Raw genomic sequence first — 22572 nt, 5'->3', positions numbered from 1 at the left:
CGTTCATTCGGACGAATAGCATCCTCACTGTGCAACTGAGGAAAACAGCCAACAAAAAACGGAGCCCTGAGGCTCCGTTTTCATTTGGAACGGCTTGAGAATCAGCCTACAAACTTGATCATCACACCAGCCGCAACCGCCGAGCCAATTACGCCAGCCACGTTCGGACCCATGGCATGCATCAGCAGGAAGTTCTGCGGGTTGGCTTCCAGACCCAGTTTATTGGAGACGCGGGCCGCCATGGGAACAGCGGATACGCCAGCCGAGCCGATCAACGGGTTGATGGCATTGCCACCTTCCAGTTTGTTCAGCAATTTAGCCATCAATACACCAGCCGCAGTGCCAATACCGAAGGCGACAATACCCAGCACCAGAATGCCCAGGGTCTGTACATCCAGGAACTTGTCGGCAGACAGCTTGGAGCCCACGGACAGGCCGAGGAAGATGGTCACGATGTTGATCAGTGCGTTCTGAGCGGTGTCACTCAGACGATCAACTACACCACACTCCCGCATCAGGTTACCAAAGCAGAACATACCCAACAGCGGTGCAGCATCCGGCAGCAGCAGCGCTACCAGGATCAACAGCAGGATCGGGAACATGATCTTTTCGATTTTGGACACGTGACGCAGCTGGCTCATGCTGATCTTGCGCTCGGCTTCAGTGGTCAGCGCACGCATGATCGGCGGCTGGATCAGCGGTACCAGCGCCATGTAGGAGTAGGCTGCTACCGCGATTGCACCCAGCAGATGCGGTGCCAGCATGCTGGCTACATAGATAGCCGTCGGGCCGTCCGCACCACCGATGATACCGATGGCTGCCGCATCCTGAATGCTGAAGTCCATGAGACCCAGACTAGTCAAACCGACAGCGCCAAGCACAGTCGCGAAGATACCGAACTGTGCTGCCGCCCCCAGGAACAGGGTCTTCGGGTTGGCCAGCAGCGGACCGAAGTCGGTCATTGCACCCACGCCCATGAAGATCAGCAGCGGTGCAGCACCCGAGGCAATGGCGATGGTATAGAAGTTATACAGCATGCCATTGCTGTAACCGGCATCCTGAGCAACCAACGCAGCTGCCGCATGGGTGCTGGCGTTGGAGTTGTGATACACGTGTGCCAATTCATGCGCATCAGTGCCATTCACACCCAGAACATTTGCCAGGGCCTGCAACACTTCCGGCTTGGCAAAATGGATCGCATTTTCCACCGCCGACATTGCCAGACCCGCTTCAGGGATGTTCGCCAGAATACCGCCGAAGCCGATCGGAACCAGCAGGAGCGGCTCGAAGTTCTTGCGGATCGCAAGGTAGAGCAACACCAGGCCGATGATCATCATCGTCAGCTGGCCGAAGGAGATATTGTAAATCCCCGATGCCTGCCATAGATCAAGTAGCTTTTCCATGCGGCGTTACCTTAGGCCAGGGTCACCAGAGAGTCGCCGACCTGTACGGCGTCGCCCTCTTTGACATCAACAGAGACGATGGTGCCGGCACGCGCTGCACGCACTTCAGTTTCCATCTTCATCGCTTCCAGAATGACCAGGACATCACCTTCCTGTACGGCCTGACCAGCAGCCACCTGTACTTTCCAGATGTTACCTGCCAGCGGTGCAGGAACCGGCTCACCGGAGCCAGCTGCAGGAGCTGCAACTGCCGGAGCTGCGGCAGGAGCTGACTGGATAGAGGAAACATCACCACCTTCGGTCACCTGAACCACGTAGTTCTGGCCGTTGACATTGATGGTATAAACTTCAGGTCCGTTGTTTTTCTTGGTTGCCATGGGTTTTGCGTCCTCAAGAGTCGGTACAGGTTCAAATGCGTCGGGATTACCGCGGTTTTCCAGGAACTTCAGGCCAATCTGCGGGAACAGAGCGTAGGTCAGAACGTCATCGATCTCCTTGTCACCCTGCTCAAGATTGATGTCCTTTTCACTGGCAATCTGCTTCAGCTCAGCGGTCAGCTTTTCGACTTCAGGCTGCAACTGGTCAGCAGGACGGCAGGTCAGAGGCTCCTTGCCTTCGAGTACACGGGCCTGAAGCTCAGCATTGTAAGGTGCCGGTGCAGCACCATACTCACCCTTCAGGATGCCCTGTACTTCCTTGGAGATAGTCTTGTAACGCTCGCCCATCAGCACGTTGATAACCGCCTGAGTACCCACAATCTGGGACGTCGGGGTTACCAGAGGGATATAGCCCAGGTCTTCACGCACACGCGGAATCTCGGCCAGTACTTCGTCGAACTTGTCGGCGGCGCCCTGTTCCTTGAGCTGGCTTTCCATGTTGGTCAGCATACCACCTGGCACCTGAGCAACCAGGATGCGGGAATCGGTACCACGCAGGGAACCTTCAAACTTGGCATACTTCTTCCGGACTTCACGGAAGTACGCGGCAATTTCTTCCAGCGCCTTCAGGTCAAGACCGGTATCACGATCGGTACCCGCAAGCGCGGCCACAACCGATTCAGTCGCAGTGTGACCGTAGGTCATGGACATGGAGGAAATGGCAGTATCGACACGATCCACACCCGCTTCTACAGCTTTCAGGATCGTCATGTCAGAGAGACCCGCAGTGGCGTGGGCATGGAACTGAACTTCCAGGCCGGTCTGAGCCTTCAGGCGGGAGATCAGGTCAAAGGCATTGTACGGCGTCAGAATGCCGGACATATCCTTGATCGCAATGGAATCGGCCCCCAGGTCTTCCAGAGTCTTGGCGTAATCGACCCAAGTCTCGATGGTGTGAACCGGGCTGGTGGTGTAGGAAATAGTGCCCTGAGCGTGCTTGCCACAGTTCTTGACTGCCTTGATGGCTCGCTCCAGGTTACGCGGATCGTTCATGGCGTCGAAGATACGGAACACATCTACGCCATTGGTCGCTGCGCGCTCGACGAACTTGTCGACAACATCGTCAGCATAGTGGCGGTAGCCCAGCAGGTTCTGGCCGCGCAGCAGCATCTGCTGCTTGGTGTTGGGCATGACCGCTTTCAGTTCACGAATGCGAGTCCAGGGATCTTCACCCAGGTAACGGATACAGGAGTCGAAGGTGGCACCACCCCAGCTTTCAAGGGACCAAAAGCCGATTTTATCCAGCTTTTCGGCAATCGGCAGCATATCGTCGAGTCGCAGACGGGTCGCAAACAGAGACTGATGCGCATCACGCAGAACGACGTCGGTAATGCCTAGCGGTTTTTTTACGTCTGACATGAGTTAGCCTTTCCTTTCAGATTTCTTGTTATTCACCGCATCACTTGGAACGGTACTTGTGTACCGCTGCCGTGATGGCCGCGACTAATTCGTCGTTGTTGGCACTTGCCCCTGCAGCCGCAGGCTGGGGACGGGCTTTGGGCGCCTTGGCTACCGGCTCAGGCAGATAGCGTGTAGCCAACCGCGACATGATGCCAGTGGCAAACACCAGCAACGTCAGAAAGACGAAGACGAAACCCATGCCGAAGGCCATAAGAGTGAGGCCTTCCGAGAACAGATTATCCATCTTGTGGGTGCTCCTGTTGTAATTCTAAACCCTGGGGCCTGCCGGCGGCTTTTGGCCGCACTCAGCTCTCCTGGTTTCAGAGCCGGGACGACAGACGGATGTCCAGACTATGAGGTTTGACTGCAAATAGCTATCAGCAGATGCCCCATGATCGAACGAATCTATTCTAACGCAAACCAAGGGGGCAATTGCAAGATTGTCGACAATCTGTAATTTTTTTACATTTCATACAGCTTCAAGCTTATTTTGCGACAATAATGTCGACATTAACGCAGAGGTGTTTCATTAATGCAACAATGACACTTAGCCTTTTGGCTAATTTACAAATTCGACACAAAAAAAAGCCACTCATCGAGTGGCTGGACGGAAGACTTTGACGTTGTTGTAACCCAACTCGTGCAGATGCTGCGCATGCATCTGTGACATTACACCCTTATCGCAGTAGAGCAGGTATTCCCGCTCCTCGGGCAATGTCGGAAACTCGGTTTCCAGCTGATAAAACGGAATGATACGAACATCACAGCCAGGCATATTCAGCGGCTTACGTTCCTGTTCCCGTGGCGGACGGATATCGACCAGCGTCTGATTGTCAGCAACACGGGTCATCGCCTCAATCTCAGAATTGATATTATGATTTTCCACAATATCATCAATCCGAATCACCTCAGCCTGCTCAAGGGCGCGCTCCAGCGTCTCGAAATCAAAATTACTTTCTTCCGCTTCGACCCGCTCACGGCGAGCATGCGTTGTCGGCTTATCGGAAATAACCCCACAGTACTCCGGCATGGCACTGGCAAAGTCGAAGGCACCGATCTGGCGCGAGATATCGATGATCTCCGGCTTATCCATGGTCACCAGAGGACGCAACACCAGATGCTCGCAACTTTCATCGATCAGACGCAGGTTAGGCAGTGTTTGGCTAGAAACCTGCGCGACGCTTTCACCAGTAACGATGGCGTTGAGCTGCATACGGTCTGCCACCTTGTCAGCGGCACGCATCATCATACGCTTGAGCACTACCCCCATGTGAGAGTGATGCACCGACTGGAGGATTTCGCCCACCACCTCTTCGAAAGGCACGGTGATGAATTTGACCCTCGCTGAGGCGCCGTAACGCTTCCACAGATATAGCGCGACCTGCTTGACGCCGATTTCATGTGCATGACCGCCCAAATTGAAAAACAGGAAATGGGTCTTGCTGCCACGGCGCATGGTCATGTAGGACGCTACGACAGAATCGAAGCCACCCGAAATCAGTGACAATACGTCTTCCTGTGTACCCAAAGGATAACCGCCCAGCCCCTTGTGTATCGCCGTCACCACGAAAAGCGTGTTGTCACGTACTTCGAGATCGACCCACACATCAGGGTTGCGCACATCAACACCAGCAGCCTCGGTATGCTCGCGCAAACCGCCACCGATATAGCGCTCCAGCTCCACAGAGGTAAAATCATGTTGACCGGTACGTTTGACGCGCACCTTGAAGGTTTTGCCCTTCAGACGTTCCGCATAAGCCTCACGGGTCAGCTGGAAGGCATTGTCAAAGTCGACCAGCGGATATTCCTGGACTTCCAGAAAGTTCTGAATACCCGGTACACGCTGCATCTCGTCCACAATCTGACGGCCAAGCTCATCATTCTGTCCCTGGAAGCTCACTTCGACCTTGTCCCAGAAGCCACTGACCTTGATATCCTCATCAAGGCGTTTGAGCAATATCTGCAGGTTGCTCTGCAGGCGCTGGATGAGACGACGGCGAACAGGACGGCTCTTGATCGTGATTTCAGGAAACAGCTTGGCAATGAATTTCATAGTAGTTCCGGATTGATGGAAATCAGACGAAACGCCCGGCTTACGATGATGGAAATAATCAGAAAGGGGATGGCGCGCCCGAGAGGATTCGAACCTCTGACCGCCTGGTTCGTAGCCAGGTACTCTATCCAGCTGAGCTACGGGCGCATACCGAAAGGATGGAAAAGATGGCGCGCCCGAGAGGATTCGAACCTCTGACCGCCTGGTTCGTAGCCAGGTACTCTATCCAGCTGAGCTACGGGCGCACACATGTTTTCAATTGTTGTTGCCTTGAGATGGCGCGCCCGAGAGGATTCGAACCTCTGACCGCCTGGTTCGTAGCCAGGTACTCTATCCAGCTGAGCTACGGGCGCACATCAAATGGCGGTGAGTGAGGGATTCGAACCCTCGATACCTTGCGGTATACGCCCTTAGCAGGGGCGCGCCTTCAGCCACTCGGCCAACTCACCTCGTCAACAACGGCGCGTATGTTACAAGACTGATTTTTAAAAGGAAAGAGATATTTTAAAAAAATTACTCTTGGTCGTTGTCTTGTGACTTTTCACGCTGAATGCGCTGGTAAATCTCTTCACGATGAACAGAGACATCCTTGGGCGCATTTACACCGATGCGGACTTGGTTACCTTTCACACCGAGTACGGTTACGGTGACATCATCACCAACCATAAGTGTTTCGCCAACGCGGCGGGTTAGAATCAGCATTTGTGGCTCTCCTTAAATTGTCCTGTTGGGCGCTGAATTCTTTCTCTTTGAAGCAGATTCACACCATTACCCCTACGTCCTTAGAACATCCAGGTTGACTACGAATGGGCAAAAACCGCTCCAAACTGCTTTTGAGGGGGCCTAGAACGGTACTATAGAACAGATGTTGGCCCCCGTCATCCGATACTGTCGTTACTCGCGGACTGTATCAGATGCATCCAGATCGAACGCCGAATGCAGCGCACGCACTGCCAACTCCAGATATTTCTCGGCTATAACCACTGATACCTTGATTTCAGAGGTCGAGATCATCTGGATATTGATATTTTCTGCCGCAAGCGCATCGAACATTTTGCTGGCAACGCCTGCATGTGAACGCATGCCGACACCGACAATCGACACTTTGGCGATCTTGTTGTTTCCGATCGCTTCCCGCGCGCCGAGTTCCTTAACGACCTGCTGCAGCACCTGCTCAGCTTTATCATAGTCGTTCCTGTGCACTGTAAAGGTAAAATCGGTGGTCTGATCAGCGGCAATATTCTGCACAATCATATCGACTTCGATATTGGCTCGGCTGATTGGCCCAAGAATTCTGGAGGCGACTCCCGGAATATCCGGCACACCCACGACCGTCAGTTTGGCTTCATCGCGGTTGAACGCAATACCTGAGATAACCGGTTTTTCCACAGTCTCATCATCCTCTATCGTAATCAGTGTGCCAGGGCCATCCTGGAAACTGGACAATACACGCAATGGAACCTTGTATTTGCCTGCAAACTCCACCGAGCGGATCTGCAGCACCTTCGAACCCAGGCTTGCCATTTCAAGCATCTCTTCGAAAGTGATCTTTTCCAGGCGACGAGCTCCCTCGACGACACGCGGATCGGTCGTGTACACGCCATCCACATCGGTATAGATCTGACACTCATCCGCCTTCAGTGCTGCAGCAAGTGCAACGCCCGTGGTATCAGAACCACCACGCCCAAGGGTGGTGATATTGCCGTCAGTATCCACGCCCTGAAACCCTGCAACCACGACCACACGCCCCTGAGCCAGGTCGGCGCGCATGCGCTCAGTCTCGATATCCTGAATACGCGCCTTGGTATGGTACTGATCAGTTAGAATGCGGACCTGCGCCCCCGTGTATGAGCGTGCATCAACCCCTCGCTGTTTCAGCGCCATGCACAGCAGTGCTATGGTGACCTGTTCACCGGTTGAAAGCAGCGTGTCCAGCTCTCGCGGATCCGGACGCTCCTGCATCTCATTAGCCAGCGCAATCAAGCGGTTGGTTTCGCCACTCATGGCAGAGACGACAACAACAATGTCATGCCCCTGCTGACGAAAACCCTTGACCTTATCGGCGACCGCCTGGATGCGCTCCACAGAGCCAACAGAGGTACCACCGTATTTTTGAACGTATAACGCCATTTTCCAGTTTCCATCTGGCTGCCGGTCGCTCGAAACCGGCAGCGCCTGACTTACTTACAGGCTTGCCGCAACCAGCTCGGGCACTGCTTGCAGAGCCGCAGGGACAGCACTCACATCAGTGCCCCCACCCTGAGCCATGTCCGGGCGACCGCCCCCTTTACCGCCAAGGCGTGATGCCAGTTCACGCACCAGGTCACCCGCCTTGATCTGACCGGTCAAATCCTTGGTGACACCAGCAATCAGGCTGACCTTGTCATCCTGAGCCGTGATCAGTACCACCACACCGCTACCCAACTTGCTCTTGAGCTGATCCAGAGTGTCGCGCAGGGCCTTGGGTTCAACGCCTTCCAGTTTGGCGGCCAGGACCTTGATACCGCTCACGTCCTGAACCTGGCTCAGCAGGTCACCGCTTTGAGCGCTGGCCAGCTTGGCTGCCAGGCGTTCAATTTCTTTCTCCAGCTGCCGGCTGCGTTCATTCAGGCTGCGCACTTTTTCCAGTGCACTCTCACGCGAGCCTTTGACCAGCGCAGCTATCTCGCCAAGCGCCTGCTCATTGCTGTTGACCCACTGCAGTGCACCCGCACCGGTCACAGCTTCGATACGACGTACACCTGATGCAATACCGCTTTCGGCAACAATTTTCAGCAGACCGATATCACCGGTACGCTTGGCATGAGTACCACCGCACAGTTCCACAGAGAAGTCACCTCCCATGCTCAGCACACGGACTTCAGCATCGTACTTCTCACCGAACAGAGCCATGGCTCCTTTTGCCTTGGCGGCATCAAGTTCCATCAGTTCCGTTTCGACGGCAGTGTTGGCGCGAATCTGTTCATTTACCATCGTTTCGACAGCAGCAACCTGCTCTGCGGTCATGGCCTCGAAGTGAGCGAAATCGAAACGCAGACGGTCAGCGTTAACCAAAGAGCCTTTCTGCTGTACATGATCACCCAGCACTTTGCGCAGGGCAGCATGCAACAGGTGTGTCGCCGAGTGATTCAGAGCAGTCGCCTGACGCTTGCCCATATCAACTTCGGTCACCACCTGATCACCCACCTGCAATACGCCCTCACTCAGGACTCCGTGGTGCAGGTGATGTCCGCTTTCCTTGGTACAGTCGTTTACATCAAACTGACCACGGTCCCAGCGCAACAAGCCCTGATCGCCGGCCTGACCACCGGACTCGGCATAGAAGGCCGTATTCTTCAGCACCACCACACCGGTCTCGCCCGCTGACAACTGGTTGACAGCTTCGCCCTCACGATAAAGCGCCACCACTTCAGACCGATCTTCAAGACGATCATAGCCGGTGAAGGCCGTGCTGCCTTCCAGCTTGATCTGGTCATTGTAGTCTACGGAGAACTGGCCAGACGCACGGGCACGCTCACGCTGAGCTTCCATCGCCTGCTCGAAGCCATCCATATCCAGTGTAAGCTCGTGCTCACGAGCAACATCCGCGGTCAGGTCAACCGGGAAACCGTAGGTGTCATACAGACGGAATACGGTTTCACCCGGAATGACGCTACCCTCGAGTTCGGCAATCGCCTGGGTCAGCAACTGCATGCCATGATCCAGCGTTCGGGCGAACTGCTGCTCTTCTTTGAGCAGGATTCGCTCCACCTGATCCTGCATCTTGGCCAGTTCAGGATAAGCCTCGCCCATCTCCTTGACCAAGGGTGCTACCAGCTTGTGGAAGAAAGGTTCAGTTGCACCCAGTTTGTTACCGTGACGAATGGCACGACGCATAATGCGGCGCAGCACATAGCCACGTCCTTCGTTTGACGGCAGCACGCCATCGGCAATCAGGAACGAGCAGGAACGGATATGGTCGGCGATAACACGCAGCGACTTGCTGTCGATGCTGTCCAGCCCCAACACGCTAGCCGTTGCCTTGAGCAGGTTCTGGAACAGGTCGATCTCGTAGTTGCTGTGTACGCCCTGCATCACCGCAGCTACACGCTCAAGCCCCATACCGGTATCGATGCTGGGACGCGCCAGCGGCTCCATGGTGCCATCGGCAGAGCGGTTGTACTGCATGAACACCAGGTTCCAGATTTCGATATAGCGGTCGCCATCTTCGTCCGGGCTGCCCGGAGGCCCGCCCGCCACGTCAGGACCATGGTCGAAGAAAATCTCTGTGCAGGGACCGCAGGGGCCGGTATCACCCATGGCCCAGAAGTTGTCTTCATCCAGTTTGGAAAAGCGTTCGGGGTTGATCCCCATCTCTTCCTTCCAGATCTTCTCGGCTTCGTCATCCGTGTAGTGCACGGTTACCCACAGGCGCTCTTCCGGCAGACCCAGACGCTTGGTCAGAAACTCCCAGGCAAACTTGATCGCTTCACGCTTGAAATAATCACCGAAGCTGAAGTTGCCGAGCATTTCGAAGAAGGTGTGATGACGTGCGGTGTAGCCGACATTCTCAAGGTCGTTGTGCTTACCGCCGGCACGCACGCAGCGCTGTGAGGTTGTCGCACGGCTGTAAGGACGCTGATCAGAGCCAAGGAACACATCCTTGAACTGCACCATGCCTGCGTTGGTGAACAGCAGCGTCGGATCGTTACCCGGAATCAGCGGACTGGAGGCAACAATCTCATGTCCCTGCTGGTTGAAGTAATCGAGAAATGCCTGGCGGATCTCCGCACTTGTCATGTAGTTCATATAAGGTCCGTTGCGTCTGTACTGGTTGGCACGACAGACCGCTTTTCATCGAGTAAAAAGCGGGCATTTGTACGCAAAAATTAGCCGCCAAGTATATAACGCGGGCAAAAAATGTACGATAGGTTTTGCGCCCGCTTTTATGCACAGACCTGTTGATTTTAGTCGTATTCATCCCCCTTGCAGGCAAGCGCGTAGCGAGCATCATCATAGCCAAAGCCGCGACTGATCATGAAGCGCATGCGCTTTGCGTAGTCTTTATGGTCCTTGGGTGGCTCTTCGCCAAAACGGCGCTGATAACAATCCAGCGCCAACTGCCGGCTATCGATTTCATGCTGCTGCAAAACCTGCTCAATCTGCTCGCGGCCTATCCCCTTGCGTTGCAGTTCCTGCCGAATCCTGACCTGTCCATAGCCTGCACTCAGCCTGCTGCGAACAAAAACTTCGGTAAACCGCTGATCACTCTGATATCCGTCGGCCTGAAGCTGGTCCAGGGCCTCCATCAGCAACCTGCCATCCGGGGTTCGCCCTCGCAACTTTTGCTCAAGTTCGGCACGGCTGTATTCCCTTCTCGCCAACAGCGCAATGGCCGCATTACGAACATTTGCCAGCGTTTCCAGTGCTTTGGCCATTTACATTTCCCCTAAACCAAACAGGGGCCAAAAGGCCCCTGTGGTTTGATCAACAGCCCCAGATCAAAGATCCAGCTGTCCTGCTTCTTCAGCCGGTACTGCAGCCTCTTTGGGCTTGGGCACGTTAAGCAGCTGGGCACGGATTTCGTTTTCGATTTCCTGCGCCACTTCCGGATGATCTTCCAGGTACTTGGCTGCATTAGCCTTACCCTGTCCGATCTTGTCGCCCTTGTAGGCGTACCAGGCACCGGATTTATCGACCAGGCCCTGCTGAACGCCAAGGTCAACCACCTCACCCATATGGTAAATGCCCTGACCATACAGGATCTGGAACTCGGCCTGACGGAACGGCGGTGACACCTTGTTCTTGACGACCTTAACGCGCGTTTCGTTGCCCACAACCTCGTCGCCCTGCTTGACCGCACCGGTGCGGCGAATATCAAGACGAACGGACGCGTAAAACTTCAGCGCGTTACCACCAGTTGTGGTTTCAGGGTTACCGAACATCACACCAATCTTCATACGAATCTGGTTGATGAACACCAGCAGGCAGTTGGACTGCTTGACGCTGCCAGTCAGTTTACGCAGCGCCTGCGACATCAAACGCGCCTGCAGACCAACATGGGAATCACCCATTTCACCTTCAATCTCTGCCTTCGGTACCAGTGCTGCTACTGAGTCGACGATGATCACGTCTACAGCCCCCGAACGGGTCAGCATGTCGGTAATTTCCAGCGCCTGTTCACCGGTGTCCGGCTGAGACACCAGCAACGCATCCACGTCCACACCCAGTTTTTCAGCGTAGACCGGGTCCAGTGCATGCTCGGCATCAACGAAGGCACAGGTTTTCCCCTGTTTCTGCGCTTCAGCAATGACCTGCAGCGTCAGCGTGGTTTTGCCGGAAGATTCGGGGCCATAGATCTCAACCACTCGACCGTAAGGCAATCCACCGATACCCAGTGCGATATCCAGGCCCAGCGAACCGGTTGACACCGCCGGGATGGCTTCACGGGGCTGATCCCCCATGCGCATAACCGCGCCCTTGCCGAACTGACGTTCAATCTGTGACAGTGCTGCATCCAACGCTTTCTTTCTGTTTGCGTCCATCGGGAAACCTTTCATTAGCCGAGGGGTTAAAATACTGTATATCTGGACAGTATTATTTCACACCCTGATCAGATTGCAACCTCTGTCCATCAATGAGGCAAGTAAGCCATGATGCCTTCCAGTGCCTGCTCAACCGCCTGCTGACGAATTTCATCTCGCCCGCCGTTAAAAAAGCTCAAACAGGTCACCGTGGGATGACCTTCTACCGCCCAGGCAAACCAGACCGTACCAACAGGTTTATCCTCACTGCCGCCTCCGGGTCCGGCAAGACCACTGATTGCAACTGCGATATCTGCGTCACTGTTACGCAATGCACCTTCTGCCATTTGCGCCACTACCGGCTCACTGACAGCACCACTTTTTTCCAGTACCGCGAGGTCAACACCCAGCATCTTGTGCTTTGCGGTGTTGGAATAGGACACGAAACCGCAATCAAACCAGCCGGAACTGCCTGGAACGGCCGTCACCGCCTGGGATACCCAGCCTCCGGTGCAGGACTCGGCCGCAGCCAATTTCATCCCCTTTGCCAAGAGGGTTTCACCTACTTTCTGTGCCAGGTTTTTCATATGGTTACTCCAAAGCCGCGACTACGCAGCGTGCCATGTTTAACGTACAATTCCCTCATTAAAACCCCGAGCCGAACCCGTTTCAATCCCCGCAAAAGGATGATCGCGTCAACTATGTCTTCAGCAAGCAAGAGCACTCAACACACTCCGATGATGCAGCAGTACCTGCGCATCAAGGCCCAGCACCCGGACCAGCTGCTCTTCTACCGCATGGGTGACTTTTACGAGCTGTTCTATGATGACGCCAAGAAGGCTGCCTCGCTGCTGGATATTTCACTGACCGCACGCGGTAAGTCTGCCGGCGAACCTATCCCCATGGCAGGCATTCCCTACCATGCGGCTGAAGGCTATATCGCTCGCATTGTCAAAGCCGGCGAGTCCGTGGTCATCTGTGAACAGGTCGGCGATCCAGCTACCAGCAAGGGTCCCGTCGCCCGCGAAGTGGTGAGGATTGTCACGCCGGGGACGCTCACTGACGAGGCATTGCTGGACGAACATCAGGACAATCTGCTGATGGGTGTGGCTCGACAGGATGATCGCTACGGGCTTGCGATGATCGATATCAGTTCAGGCCGCTTCAGCCTGTTCGAGGTCGATGGTGATGAAGCCCTGCTGGCGGAGCTGGAACGATTGCGCCCTGCTGAGCTGCTATACCCTGATGATGTGGCCGTACCAGAGCCCTTGCGCAAGCGTCCCGGCGCTCATGCCCGCCCACCCTGGGATTTCGAACCCGACACCGCAGAGCGTCTGTTGTGCGACCAGTTCAACACCCGTGATCTGAGCGGTTTCGGCTGTGATCACTTGAAGCTGGCCATTTGTGCGGCCGGTTGCCTGCTGCAGTATGCGCGTGATACCCAGCGCAGCAGCCTGCCCCATATTCGTCGACTGCAGGTAGAGCAACACGACGAAGCCGTGGTGCTGGATGCTGCGACACGGCGGAATCTCGAACTGGATTTGAACCTGTCCGGCGGTCGCAACAATACGCTCGCATCGGTTCTGGACAAGTGCCGCACCCCAATGGGTAGCCGTCTGTTGCGCCGCTGGCTTCATCGCCCATTACGTGATCGCGCTATTCTGGAGGCCCGTCAGGATGCTATCCGCTGGCTGATGAATCCTGACTGCTGCGACAACATTTCAGAACAACTGAAACCTGTCGGTGACATGGAGCGAATCCTCTCCCGTGTCGCATTGAGGTCCGCTCGCCCCCGTGATCTGGAACGTCTGCGCAACGCTCTGGCTTCACTGCCGGCCTTGCAACAGCTGCTTGGGCGTAACGACTCGCCACACATCAAAACCCTTGCCAGTACCATCTCGACCTTCCCCGAACAGGCTGGACTGCTGTCTCGCGCCATTATCGATGCACCACCTGTTGTCATCAGGGATGGTGGCGTCATCGCTTCCGGCTATGACGCGGAATTGGATGAGCTTCGTAGTCTAAGCGAGAATGCCGGCGACTTCCTGCTGCAGCTGGAAGCACGCGAACGTGCCCGCACCGACATTTCCACCCTCAAGGTGGGTTACAACCGGGTACATGGCTATTTCATTGAGGTCAGTAAGGCACAGGCTATCGACATGCCTGCCGAATATGTTCGCCGCCAGACACTGAAGAATGCTGAACGTTTCATCACCCCCGAACTGAAAGAGTTTGAAGACAAGGCTCTGAGCGCCAAGAGCAAGGCGCTGGCCCGTGAGAAGCAGCTTTACGATGAACTGCTCGAGTTGATTGCCGCTCAACTGGCACCACTGCAGGAGTGTGCTGCGGCTCTGTCGGAGCTGGATGTCCTCAATACACTTGCGGAGCGCGCCCTGTCGCTCGACTATCAGCGCCCTCAACTGGTCGACGAACCTTGCATCAAAATTACGCAGGGGCGCCACCCGGTCGTCGAGGCGGTCCTGGACGCCCCCTTCGTAGCCAACGACCTGATGCTGGATACCGAACGACACATGCTGGTGATCACGGGCCCCAACATGGGTGGTAAGTCCACGTATATGCGCCAGGCTGCACTGATTACGCTGCTCGCACACATCGGTAGTTACGTACCGGCCGAAGCCGCAACCATCGGCATCGTTGACCGCATTTTCACCCGCATGGGCTCATCCGATGACCTGGCGGGTGGCCGCTCCACCTTCATGGTGGAAATGACCGAAACAGCCAATATCCTGCACAATGCAACGGCCCGCAGCCTGGTGTTGATGGATGAGGTCGGACGCGGCACCAGTACCTTCGACGGCCTTTCACTGGCCTGGTCATGTGCTGAATTCCTCGCACGTGAGGTCAAGGCGTTTACCCTGTTTGCCACCCACTATTTCGAGCTGACCAGTCTGCCGGAACGGGAGAGCGGGGTAGCCAACGTTCACTTGACTGCTGTTGAGCATAATGACCATATCGTGTTCATGCATGAAGTACAGGAAGGGCCTGCCAGTCAGAGTTACGGACTGCAGGTCGCACAACTGGCCGGCATTCCGTCGGGCGTCATCCGCAGCGCCCGCGACAAACTCATCGTCCTTGAACAGGACAGCCGTGATCAGGGTGAAAAAGTCTCCCGTAATCCCGAGCCCGTTTCGGCCAAGGGCAAGGAAGAACCGATGCAGACCGATCTTTTCGTCAGCTATCAGCCTTCGGCAGCCGAGCGCCAGCTGCGCGACCTTGACCCGGATAATCTGACACCGCGTCAGGCACTGGATCAGCTTTACGCCCTCAAGGCCTTGCTGTCCTGATAAGGATTCAGATCAAAATATTCTGTGCGCACTATACTGCACTCAGTATCGAGCCAATGGGAGGCTGAGCGATGACCTACATCGTGACCGAAAACTGCATCCGCTGTAAGTACACCGATTGTGTCGAGGTATGCCCGGTGGACTGCTTCTATGAAGGGCCGAACTTTCTGGTGATTCACCCGGACGAGTGCATCGACTGTGGACTGTGCGAACCGGAGTGCCCGGCAGAAGCGATTCTGCACGAAGATGACCTGAGCCCGGAGCAGGACCAATTCTACCAGCTCAACGCCGAGCTGGCCGAAATCTGGCCCAACATTTCCGAGCGCAAGGCACCTTTGCCGGATGCGGAGAAGTGGGACGGAGTACCGGACAAGCTCCAGTATCTGGAGCGCTGACCGCTTCTCCACCGTGAAAGGATCTGTTACTGCAACAGATCCTCTCCGGTCAGACCATTCTTCTCGACAATCTCACGCAATTTGCGTAATGCTTCGACCTGTATCTGGCGCACCCGCTCACGAGTCAACCCGATTTCCAGACCGACCTGCTCAAGAGTGCTCATCTCGTATCCCCTCAAACCGAAGCGACGTGAGAGTACATCCGCGTGTTTCTCAGGAAGCATCTCCAGCCAGCGGTTCAGGTTGCCACTGATGTTGTTGTTTTGCAGCAGTGTTTCCGGGTCAGCAGCGTCCTGATCGGCGATGGTATCCAAGAGCGGTTTGTCTGCTCCTTGGCCGGCGGGCACATCGACTGAGCTTACGCGCTCATTGAGCCCCAGCATGCGCTCCACGTTAGCCACAGGTTTATCCACTAATGCGGCGATCTCTTCCGCTGTCGGTTCATGATCGAGCTTCTGAGCCAACTCGCGAGAAGCGCGCAGATACACATTAAGCTCCTTGACCACATGTATCGGCAGGCGGATGGTTCGGGTCTGATTCATGATCGCCCGTTCGATGGTCTGACGAATCCACCAGGTGGCATAGGTTGAGAAGCGAAAGCCACGCTCAGGATCAAATTTCTCAACCGCGCGAATCAACCCCAGATTTCCTTCCTCAATCAGATCAAGCAGGGTCAGTCCACGATTGATATAGCGTCTGGCGATTTTGACAACCAAGCGAAGGTTGCTTTCGATCATACGCTTGCGAGCCGCTTCGTCCCCCTTGAGGGCGAGCCGAGAGAAATAGACTTCCTCCTCCGCGCTCAGCAGCGGCGAGAAACCAATTTCATTGAGATACAGCTGGGTTGCATCCAGCGAACGGGCATTCACCAGATCCTTGTGAGCCATGGAGCCTCGTCCACGACCACTGTTGATGAATTCAGGCAGGTCTTCAGAGGAATCATCCTCGTCCAACGACGAGGTGTCATCCTGGTCTTCGTCATCGTCAAGCGTCTCGTCCATTCGATGCTCGTCATCCAGGTCGCTTTCACGGCTCTGCGCGGAATAGCGTACCTCTTCTCCTAGGATTCCCATAATCTTCACCCCCAGGTTTTGGGAGGGCGGACTTACACCCATCCCGGCTTGTCATGATTTTTATTGTTGTTATCGCTTGGGAAGATAGCGCAACGGGTCTACCGGATCTCCATCTCGTCTGATTTCAAAATGCAGCATTGTGCGAGTGGCACCGGTATTACCTATCTCGGCTATTTTTTCACCAGCTTTAACCTTATCACCCTCTCGTACAAAGATGCGACTGTTATGTGCATAGGCACTGAGATAGCGTTTATCGTGGTTCACAATAACCAGGTTGCCGTAACCCAGCAGCCCGTTACCGGCATACACCACTTCCCCATGTGCGGCAGCTTTGACGGCTTCGCCCTTGTTGCCTGCAATATCAACCCCTTTGTTGGCCGGCTGGCCACGGCCAAAGGCGAGGATAATTTTGCCTTCATGAGGCCAGTGCCAGCGCACAGGACCAGAGGGTGCAGATGCTTCCTGACGTGAAGAACGGGGCGCTGGACGGGCTGCAGGCGCAGCAACCGCGGGTCTCGCAGCTGTAGCGGACGGAGAGGGTTTGGCGGCCGTAGAAGCCGTTGAGGAAGAGGTGGATGAGGCGCGGGTCGCTCTTTCGCCGGATCGCGAACTGGCCGTGACCGGCGGAGCCTGAAGGCGCAGTTTCTGCCCCGGGTAGATGAAGTATTGGCTATCGATGTTATTCCAGCGAGCCACACTGCGGTAATCCAGACCATAGCGAAAGGCGATGGAATAGAGGGTATCACCCTGTTTGACCCGGTAGTTTGATGGTGCGGGCTCCTTGGCACTTGCCCGGGCCCCCAGAGAGCGCTCGGCAACAGGCGCATAACCCGTCGAGCACCCCCCAAGGACCATGCCCAGACAAGTCAGCACAAGCAGCAAACGATAGGGCACTCCGGTCTCCCACTTCAGTGCTGCTGGCGGTCCATCACCACTCCCAGCAGCGCACCCAACAACATCAGCGCCAAAGCAGGCCACAACCAGGCATTCAACCCGGTCAGAACCTCATAGCTGCCCGGCAGCAGATTATCCTGCAGTAGCGGCACCTCTTCTCCATGCCGGTTGATGGTATAGGCCAGCGTGTATTTCCATGGCCACACCTTGTTCAACGAACCCAGCATGAAGCCACCCAGCAAAGCCAGAGTCAGCATTCGGTGGTGATGAAATGCCCAACTCAATACCCGCGAGAAACTGAGCAGTCCAAGTACACAGCCACTGACGAACAACCCAAGTGTCAGCCACTCCAACCCTTTGATCGCGCCAAGAATGGGTGTATACATGCCCATCAGCAGCAAAATAAAACTGCCTGAAATACCCGGCAATATCATGGCACAGATAGCGATCATGCCGGAGAGAAAGACCATCATCAAGGTAGGTTCAACAGAAGTCGGTGCCTGTTCGGTAATGATATAGGCGAGCAAGGCTCCGCTGGCAAACATGGCCACAAGGTTGGTATTCCAGCCACGAATATGACGCAACACACTCCAGGTCGATGCCAAAATCAGTCCGAAGAAAAACGACCAGATCAGAATAGGATGCGCTTCCAGCAAATAGAGCACCAGATGAGACACCGACACCAGGCTCAGCAGAACTCCACTGAAAAGCGCCAGCAGGAAATTACCATTTACATAGCGCCAGCAGGATAGAAGCCCCTCACTGAACAGGATACGAACAGCTTCGGGATTGAACTGCTTTAAGGTATCAATGAGCTCTTCGTAGATACCGGTAATAAACGCAATTGTACCGCCGGATACACCGGGAACGGCATCGGCTGCCCCCATCATCATCCCTTTGCCGGACAGCAGCAGATAGTCCTTTTTACTTCGCACGTACATTCCTCATCAATTAACGCACTGTCCCGCCAAGCAGCGGCACAAAACGGACACTTTCCAGCACTTCGGTTTCGTATTCAGTCTCACTGGTGCGTGTGATCCGCTTCAGGGTCTGATGCTCGTCACCAACAGGTATGACCAGACGCCCCCCAACAGCCAGCTGCTCCAGCAGCTCCTTCGGTACTTCCCGGGGAGCGGCCGTCACAAGAATTCCGTCAAAAGGCGCCTTGTCAGGCCAGCCCATCCCGCCATCGGTATGGCGCAGCATCACATTATGCAGCTTGAGTCGTTGCAGGCGCTTGCGTGCTTTCTCCTGCAGCGGGCGTATCCGCTCAACGCTGAAAACCTGATCCACCAGCTGAGCCAGTATCGCCGTCTGGTAACCGGAACCGGTACCCACTTCCAACACTTTGGCAAGAGGACCGGCCTCCAGCAACTGCTCCGTCATCCGTGCGACGATATAGGGCTGGGAGATGGTCTGGTTAAAGCCGATGGGTAGTGCCGTGTCTTCATACGCTCGATGCGAGAGCGCCTCATCGATGAAAATGTGACGAGGTGTATCAACCAGCACCTTCAGCACATCCTCATTCAGAACACCCTGATCACGCAAACGCTGCGCAAGACGCTCCCGTGTCCGCCGAGAGGTCATGCCGATACCCTGCAAATCCCGATCGATCACATCAGCCCCTCCAGCCAGTCCGCCAGATTATCCATGCCCGTATAGTGGGTCATGTCGATCTGCAGGGGCGTCACCGACACAAAGCCGTTTTCCACCGCGTAAAAGTCGGTACCGGGTTCTGAATCCGCTGCATCTCCCGCACCGGCAATCCAGTATCGAACCCGCCCTCGCGGGTCTTCAACCTGTACAGGAGGCTCCGCACCATGACGATGCCCAAGACGAGTGACATGGATACCCTTGATCTGATCCAGTGGGAGATCAGGCACATTGACATTGAGGACAGTCCGCGGCGCTACCACCAGTGATTCCAGGCGCTGAATCAATGTCGCCACAATTTCAGCAGCCGTCTCATAGTGCTGTGGATGGAAACTGTGCATGGATACAGCGATAGGAGGAAGTCGACAGTGACGCCCTTCTGTCGCTGCCGCAACGGTGCCGGAATACAGCACATCATCGCCCAGATTCGCGCCGGCATTGATGCCAGACACGACGATATCCGGCTTCTGGCCATCCGTGAACAGCCCCGAGCCCCCCAGATGTACGCAGTCAGTTGGCGTACCGTTGATACCGTAATAACCGCTGCTGTGGTAGTGGGCTTCCAGTGGTCGATCCAGCGTCAGCGAATTGCTGGCACCGCTACGGTTACGATCAGGCGCCACCACGCAGGTCTGATGATCCTGCGCCAAACGTTCTGCCAAAGTGGCCAATCCCGGTGCATACACACCATCGTCATTAGAGATCAGAGTCAGCATGTCCGTTCTTCTTGATTATATCTGCTCGGTGGCCGCGTTATGCCACTGACAAAGTTCACGCAATACACTGGTGGCAAAAGCCCCTGCCGGGAGTTCGAATTCCAGACGCCACTGGTCCTCTGCCTCAGCTTCGGCCTTCAACCCCTGAGGCATCAATCGAAGTGAGCGGCGCTCCTGGTTCAGGCCCAGGCCTTCAAGCCCCTCACACAATGACTGCCATGGCGCCAGCGCTGCCATTTCAAATGCCCGCGCATCGATCTGGGTCATCAACTCGCCACGCCCCCACATGGGGCCGGTCAAATGCAGATCACCCTGCTCAAGGCGCGGCATCATGTCCGAGGGATTATCAGCCATGAAACAGCTCTGGGTGCCATTCAGCATGAGTACATCCCCGGGCAGTATGCTGCTCCATAACTGCTGATCAATACGGGCGCTAATCACCTGATTGAACAGCCAGGAGCGCAGGGCAGAGATATACAACCCTTTCTTGTGTCGCTGGCGCTCCCTCAGCGTCCCGGCCAAAAGTGCCTGCCCCTTGGTCAGGTTTCCGCCATCATTGCCGAAGCGCTGCTCGCCGAAATAGTTGGGAACCCCCAGGCGCACTTTCTCAATCCGCGCAGCCAATGCGTCAGGCTGGGATACCTGGCGCAGCCGAATGACAAATCGGTTACCAGACAAAGCCCCCAGCCTGAGTTTACGGCTGTGGCGCTCCGTTTTCAGTACCTCGATAGTCTCACCCCCGAACAGAGACCAGTTCAAAGTTCTTCCGATCGGCAGACGCACGCTGAACCATTGTTCGGTTACGGCGTGGCGATCCTTTTTGCCGGCATAGCCGACATCACGAGGGCTAATCTGACAGAAGCGTGCCAATTGGCGGGCGACCCAATCAGTGTTTTCTCCGGTCTTGCGGATATACAGGAAAAGATGCTCCCCTTCGCCATCAGGTTCAAACGGCAGACGTTCATAGACCTGAAAGTCGTCCGCGGCACTGCGCAGCATCGCTTGGGATAATGGCTCGCCATACAGCCACTTACAGGCGAGATCTAGGTTCAACGTTGAGATGTCTCCGGCTCGGGTTCGATTAACTGGAAGAAGGTTTCACCCTCTCGGATCATGCCCATCTCACTACGGGCGCGCTCCTCCAGAGCGGTCAGACCCTGCTTGAGATCCTGCACTTCAGCCTCAAGGCGTTTGTTGCGCTCTGTCAGCTGCTGATTAACCTGCTGCTGCTCCAGAATTTGTTGCTCCAGCTGCCATACCTGACGCAGGTTGGCTTCGCCAAACCAGAGCCGATATTGCAGCCCGGCGAGCATCACCAGCAGAATCAACAACAACCAGCGGTACACAGGCTTACCTCTTGCGAATCAGGCCCAGGGTCAAAAAAGGGGGCCCAAGGCCCCCTTTTTATCACATTTTCAGGACTCAGGCCTGACCTTTGATCTCTTTCAGACCGTTGTATACCGCACCGGCACCCAACTCTTCAGCGATCCGTAGCAAACGGTTGTACTTGGCCACACGGTCAGAACGACACAGAGAACCGGTCTTGATCTGGCCTGCTGCAGTACCTACTGCCAGATCGGCAATCGTCGTATCTTCGGTTTCACCTGAACGGTGAGAGATTACCGCGGTGTAGCCTGCATCCTTGGCCATCTTGATCGCATCCAGGGTCTCGGACAGTGAGCCGATCTGGTTGAACTTGATCAGGATGGAGTTGGCGATGGACTTCTCGATGCCTTCTTTCAGGATCTTGGTGTTGGTTACGAACAGGTCGTCACCCACCAACTGCACCTTGTCGCCGATCTTGCGGGTCAGGCTTGCCCAGCCGTCCCAGTCAGATTCATCCATACCGTCTTCAATAGACACGATCGGGTAGTTTTCGCACAGCTGAGCCAGGTAGTCGCCGAAGCCTTCGGCGTCGAATACCTTGCCTTCGCCGGCCAGGTCGTACTTGCCGTCCTTGTAGAACTCGGAAGAGGCACAGTCCAGCGCCAGGGTTACATCAGTACCCAGCTTGTAGCCTGCCTTGTCGATCGCTTCCTTGATGACCACAAGAGCTTCCTCGTTGGAGCCCAGGTTCGGTGCAAAGCCACCTTCATCACCCACTGCAGTGTTCAGACCACGAGCCTTCAGTACCGCTTTCAGCGCATGGAAGATTTCGGCACCACAACGCAGAGCGTCCTGGAAGTTGTCGAAGTTCACCGGCTGTACCATGAACTCCTGAATGTCCACGTTGTTGTCAGCATGCTCGCCACCGTTGAGGATGTTCATCATCGGCACCGGCATGGAGAACTGACCGGCAGTACCGTTGATTTCAGCGATGTGCGCGTACAGCGGGATGCCCTTTTCGGTTGCAGCCGCTTTCGCCGCGGCCAGGGATACCGCCAGAATAGCGTTGGCACCCAGGTTGGACTTGTTCTCGGTACCGTCCAGCGCCAGCATTTTGTCATCCAGCGCGCGCTGGTCAGTGACATCCATACCGACCAGAGCTTCACGAATAGCACCGTTGATCGCAGCTACGGCTTTCTGCACGCCCTTGCCCAGGTAACGTGACTTGTCGCCGTCGCGCAGTTCCAGCGCTTCGCGGGAACCGGTAGAGGCACCGGACGGTGCGCAGGCAGAACCCACTACGCCGGAAGCCAGAATCACGTCCGCTTCAACAGTCGGGTTACCACGGGAATCCAGAACTTCACGTGCCTTGATATTCGCAATCTGAGCCATTGTATCTGTGTCTCCAGTTAA

20 protein-coding genes and 4 tRNA genes are annotated in these 22572 nt (G+C 55.5%); 2 read left to right on the top strand and 22 right to left on the bottom strand.

Features of this window, described 5'->3' with window-relative positions:
* Positions 1-101 precede the first annotated feature (101 nt).
* The 14 genes from LN244_RS02560 to LN244_RS02495 form a co-directional block, all read right to left on the bottom strand.
* Positions 102-1403 carry a sodium ion-translocating decarboxylase subunit beta gene (locus LN244_RS02560; protein ID WP_239041299.1) on the bottom strand — a complete coding sequence of 434 codons (1302 nt, stop codon included), beginning with the start codon at positions 1401-1403 and terminating at the stop codon, positions 102-104.
* An 11-nt stretch (positions 1404-1414) separates the two neighbouring features.
* Positions 1415-3199 carry a sodium-extruding oxaloacetate decarboxylase subunit alpha gene (gene oadA, locus LN244_RS02555; RefSeq protein WP_239041298.1) on the bottom strand — a complete coding sequence of 595 codons (1785 nt, stop codon included), beginning with the start codon at positions 3197-3199 and terminating at the stop codon, positions 1415-1417.
* Positions 3200-3239: 40 nt separating this feature from the next.
* On the bottom strand, positions 3240-3485 hold the full coding sequence (locus LN244_RS02550; RefSeq protein ID WP_239041297.1) for an OadG family protein: 246 nt from the start codon (positions 3483-3485) through the stop codon (positions 3240-3242).
* A gap of 348 nt (positions 3486-3833) precedes the next feature.
* Entirely contained in the window at positions 3834-5294 is a 1461-nt protein-coding gene (gene thiI / locus LN244_RS02545; RefSeq protein WP_239041296.1) for a tRNA uracil 4-sulfurtransferase ThiI, read from the bottom strand.
* 70 nt (positions 5295-5364) lie between these two features.
* A tRNA-Arg gene (locus LN244_RS02540) sits at positions 5365-5441 on the bottom strand.
* Positions 5442-5462: 21 nt separating this feature from the next.
* Positions 5463-5539 (bottom strand) — tRNA-Arg (locus tag LN244_RS02535).
* Between the two features lie 31 nt (positions 5540-5570).
* Positions 5571-5647: transfer RNA gene (locus LN244_RS02530), tRNA-Arg, on the bottom strand.
* An 8-nt stretch (positions 5648-5655) separates the two neighbouring features.
* Positions 5656-5743: transfer RNA gene (locus LN244_RS02525), tRNA-Ser, on the bottom strand.
* Between the two features lie 64 nt (positions 5744-5807).
* Positions 5808-5996 carry a carbon storage regulator CsrA gene (gene csrA, locus LN244_RS02520; RefSeq protein WP_239041295.1) on the bottom strand — a complete coding sequence of 63 codons (189 nt, stop codon included), beginning with the start codon at positions 5994-5996 and terminating at the stop codon, positions 5808-5810.
* Positions 5997-6188: 192 nt separating this feature from the next.
* Positions 6189-7424 (bottom strand): aspartate kinase, encoded by a 1236-nt coding sequence (locus LN244_RS02515; protein WP_239041294.1) that lies wholly within the window; start codon positions 7422-7424, stop codon positions 6189-6191.
* Positions 7425-7478: 54 nt separating this feature from the next.
* Positions 7479-10073, bottom strand: a complete 2595-nt coding sequence (gene alaS, locus LN244_RS02510) for an alanine--tRNA ligase (protein ID WP_239042354.1) — start codon at positions 10071-10073, stop codon at positions 7479-7481.
* Between the two features lie 167 nt (positions 10074-10240).
* Positions 10241-10711 carry a regulatory protein RecX gene (locus tag LN244_RS02505; RefSeq protein WP_239041293.1) on the bottom strand — a complete coding sequence of 157 codons (471 nt, stop codon included), beginning with the start codon at positions 10709-10711 and terminating at the stop codon, positions 10241-10243.
* Between the two features lie 63 nt (positions 10712-10774).
* Positions 10775-11818, bottom strand: coding sequence for a recombinase RecA (gene recA, locus LN244_RS02500; protein WP_239041292.1), 1044 nt, complete (start codon positions 11816-11818; stop codon positions 10775-10777).
* Between the two features lie 89 nt (positions 11819-11907).
* On the bottom strand, positions 11908-12384 hold the full coding sequence (locus tag LN244_RS02495; protein WP_239041291.1) for a CinA family protein: 477 nt from the start codon (positions 12382-12384) through the stop codon (positions 11908-11910).
* 114 nt (positions 12385-12498) lie between these two features.
* Here LN244_RS02495 and mutS point away from each other — a divergent pair, with 114 nt between their 5' ends.
* Both mutS and fdxA read left to right on the top strand, forming a co-directional pair.
* On the top strand, positions 12499-15102 hold the full coding sequence (gene mutS / locus LN244_RS02490; RefSeq protein WP_239041290.1) for a DNA mismatch repair protein MutS: 2604 nt from the start codon (positions 12499-12501) through the stop codon (positions 15100-15102).
* 71 nt (positions 15103-15173) lie between these two features.
* The gene (gene fdxA / locus LN244_RS02485; protein WP_239041289.1) at positions 15174-15497 is read left to right on the top strand and encodes a ferredoxin FdxA; all 324 of its coding nucleotides are present in this window, start codon (positions 15174-15176) and stop codon (positions 15495-15497) included.
* A 26-nt stretch (positions 15498-15523) separates the two neighbouring features.
* Here the strand turns inward: fdxA and rpoS are convergent, their stop codons facing one another.
* The 8 genes from rpoS to eno form a co-directional block, all read right to left on the bottom strand.
* A complete protein-coding gene (gene rpoS, locus LN244_RS02480; RefSeq protein ID WP_239042353.1) occupies positions 15524-16498 on the bottom strand; it encodes an RNA polymerase sigma factor RpoS in 975 nt (324 codons plus the stop codon).
* Between the two features lie 141 nt (positions 16499-16639).
* A complete protein-coding gene (locus LN244_RS02475) occupies positions 16640-17464 on the bottom strand; it encodes a peptidoglycan DD-metalloendopeptidase family protein (protein ID WP_239041288.1) in 825 nt (274 codons plus the stop codon).
* Between the two features lie 14 nt (positions 17465-17478).
* Positions 17479-18399 carry a polyprenyl-phosphate transporter gene (locus LN244_RS02470; RefSeq protein WP_239041287.1) on the bottom strand — a complete coding sequence of 307 codons (921 nt, stop codon included), beginning with the start codon at positions 18397-18399 and terminating at the stop codon, positions 17479-17481.
* A 16-nt stretch (positions 18400-18415) separates the two neighbouring features.
* Positions 18416-19051, bottom strand: a complete 636-nt coding sequence (locus tag LN244_RS02465) for a protein-L-isoaspartate(D-aspartate) O-methyltransferase (protein ID WP_239042352.1) — start codon at positions 19049-19051, stop codon at positions 18416-18418.
* Positions 19052-19077: 26 nt separating this feature from the next.
* Positions 19078-19833: a 5'/3'-nucleotidase SurE gene (surE, locus tag LN244_RS02460; RefSeq protein ID WP_239041286.1), complete on the bottom strand. Its 756-nt coding sequence runs from the start codon at positions 19831-19833 to the stop codon at positions 19078-19080.
* 15 nt (positions 19834-19848) lie between these two features.
* On the bottom strand, positions 19849-20886 hold the full coding sequence (truD, locus tag LN244_RS02455) for a tRNA pseudouridine(13) synthase TruD (RefSeq protein ID WP_239041285.1): 1038 nt from the start codon (positions 20884-20886) through the stop codon (positions 19849-19851).
* Positions 20883-21179, bottom strand: coding sequence for a cell division protein FtsB (gene ftsB, locus LN244_RS02450; RefSeq protein ID WP_239041284.1), 297 nt, complete (start codon positions 21177-21179; stop codon positions 20883-20885). The genes truD and ftsB overlap by 4 nt, the downstream gene beginning before the upstream one ends.
* 76 nt (positions 21180-21255) lie before the next feature.
* A complete protein-coding gene (gene eno / locus LN244_RS02445; RefSeq protein WP_239041283.1) occupies positions 21256-22551 on the bottom strand; it encodes a phosphopyruvate hydratase in 1296 nt (431 codons plus the stop codon).
* Positions 22552-22572 lie beyond the last annotated feature (21 nt).

This window comes from Marinobacterium sediminicola (assembly GCF_022343685.1).
GTDB lineage: Bacteria > Pseudomonadota > Gammaproteobacteria > Pseudomonadales > Balneatricaceae > Marinobacterium > Marinobacterium sediminicola.
Note: the sequence above shows the minus strand (reverse complement) of the source record. Positions and strands in the feature narration are given on the sequence as shown.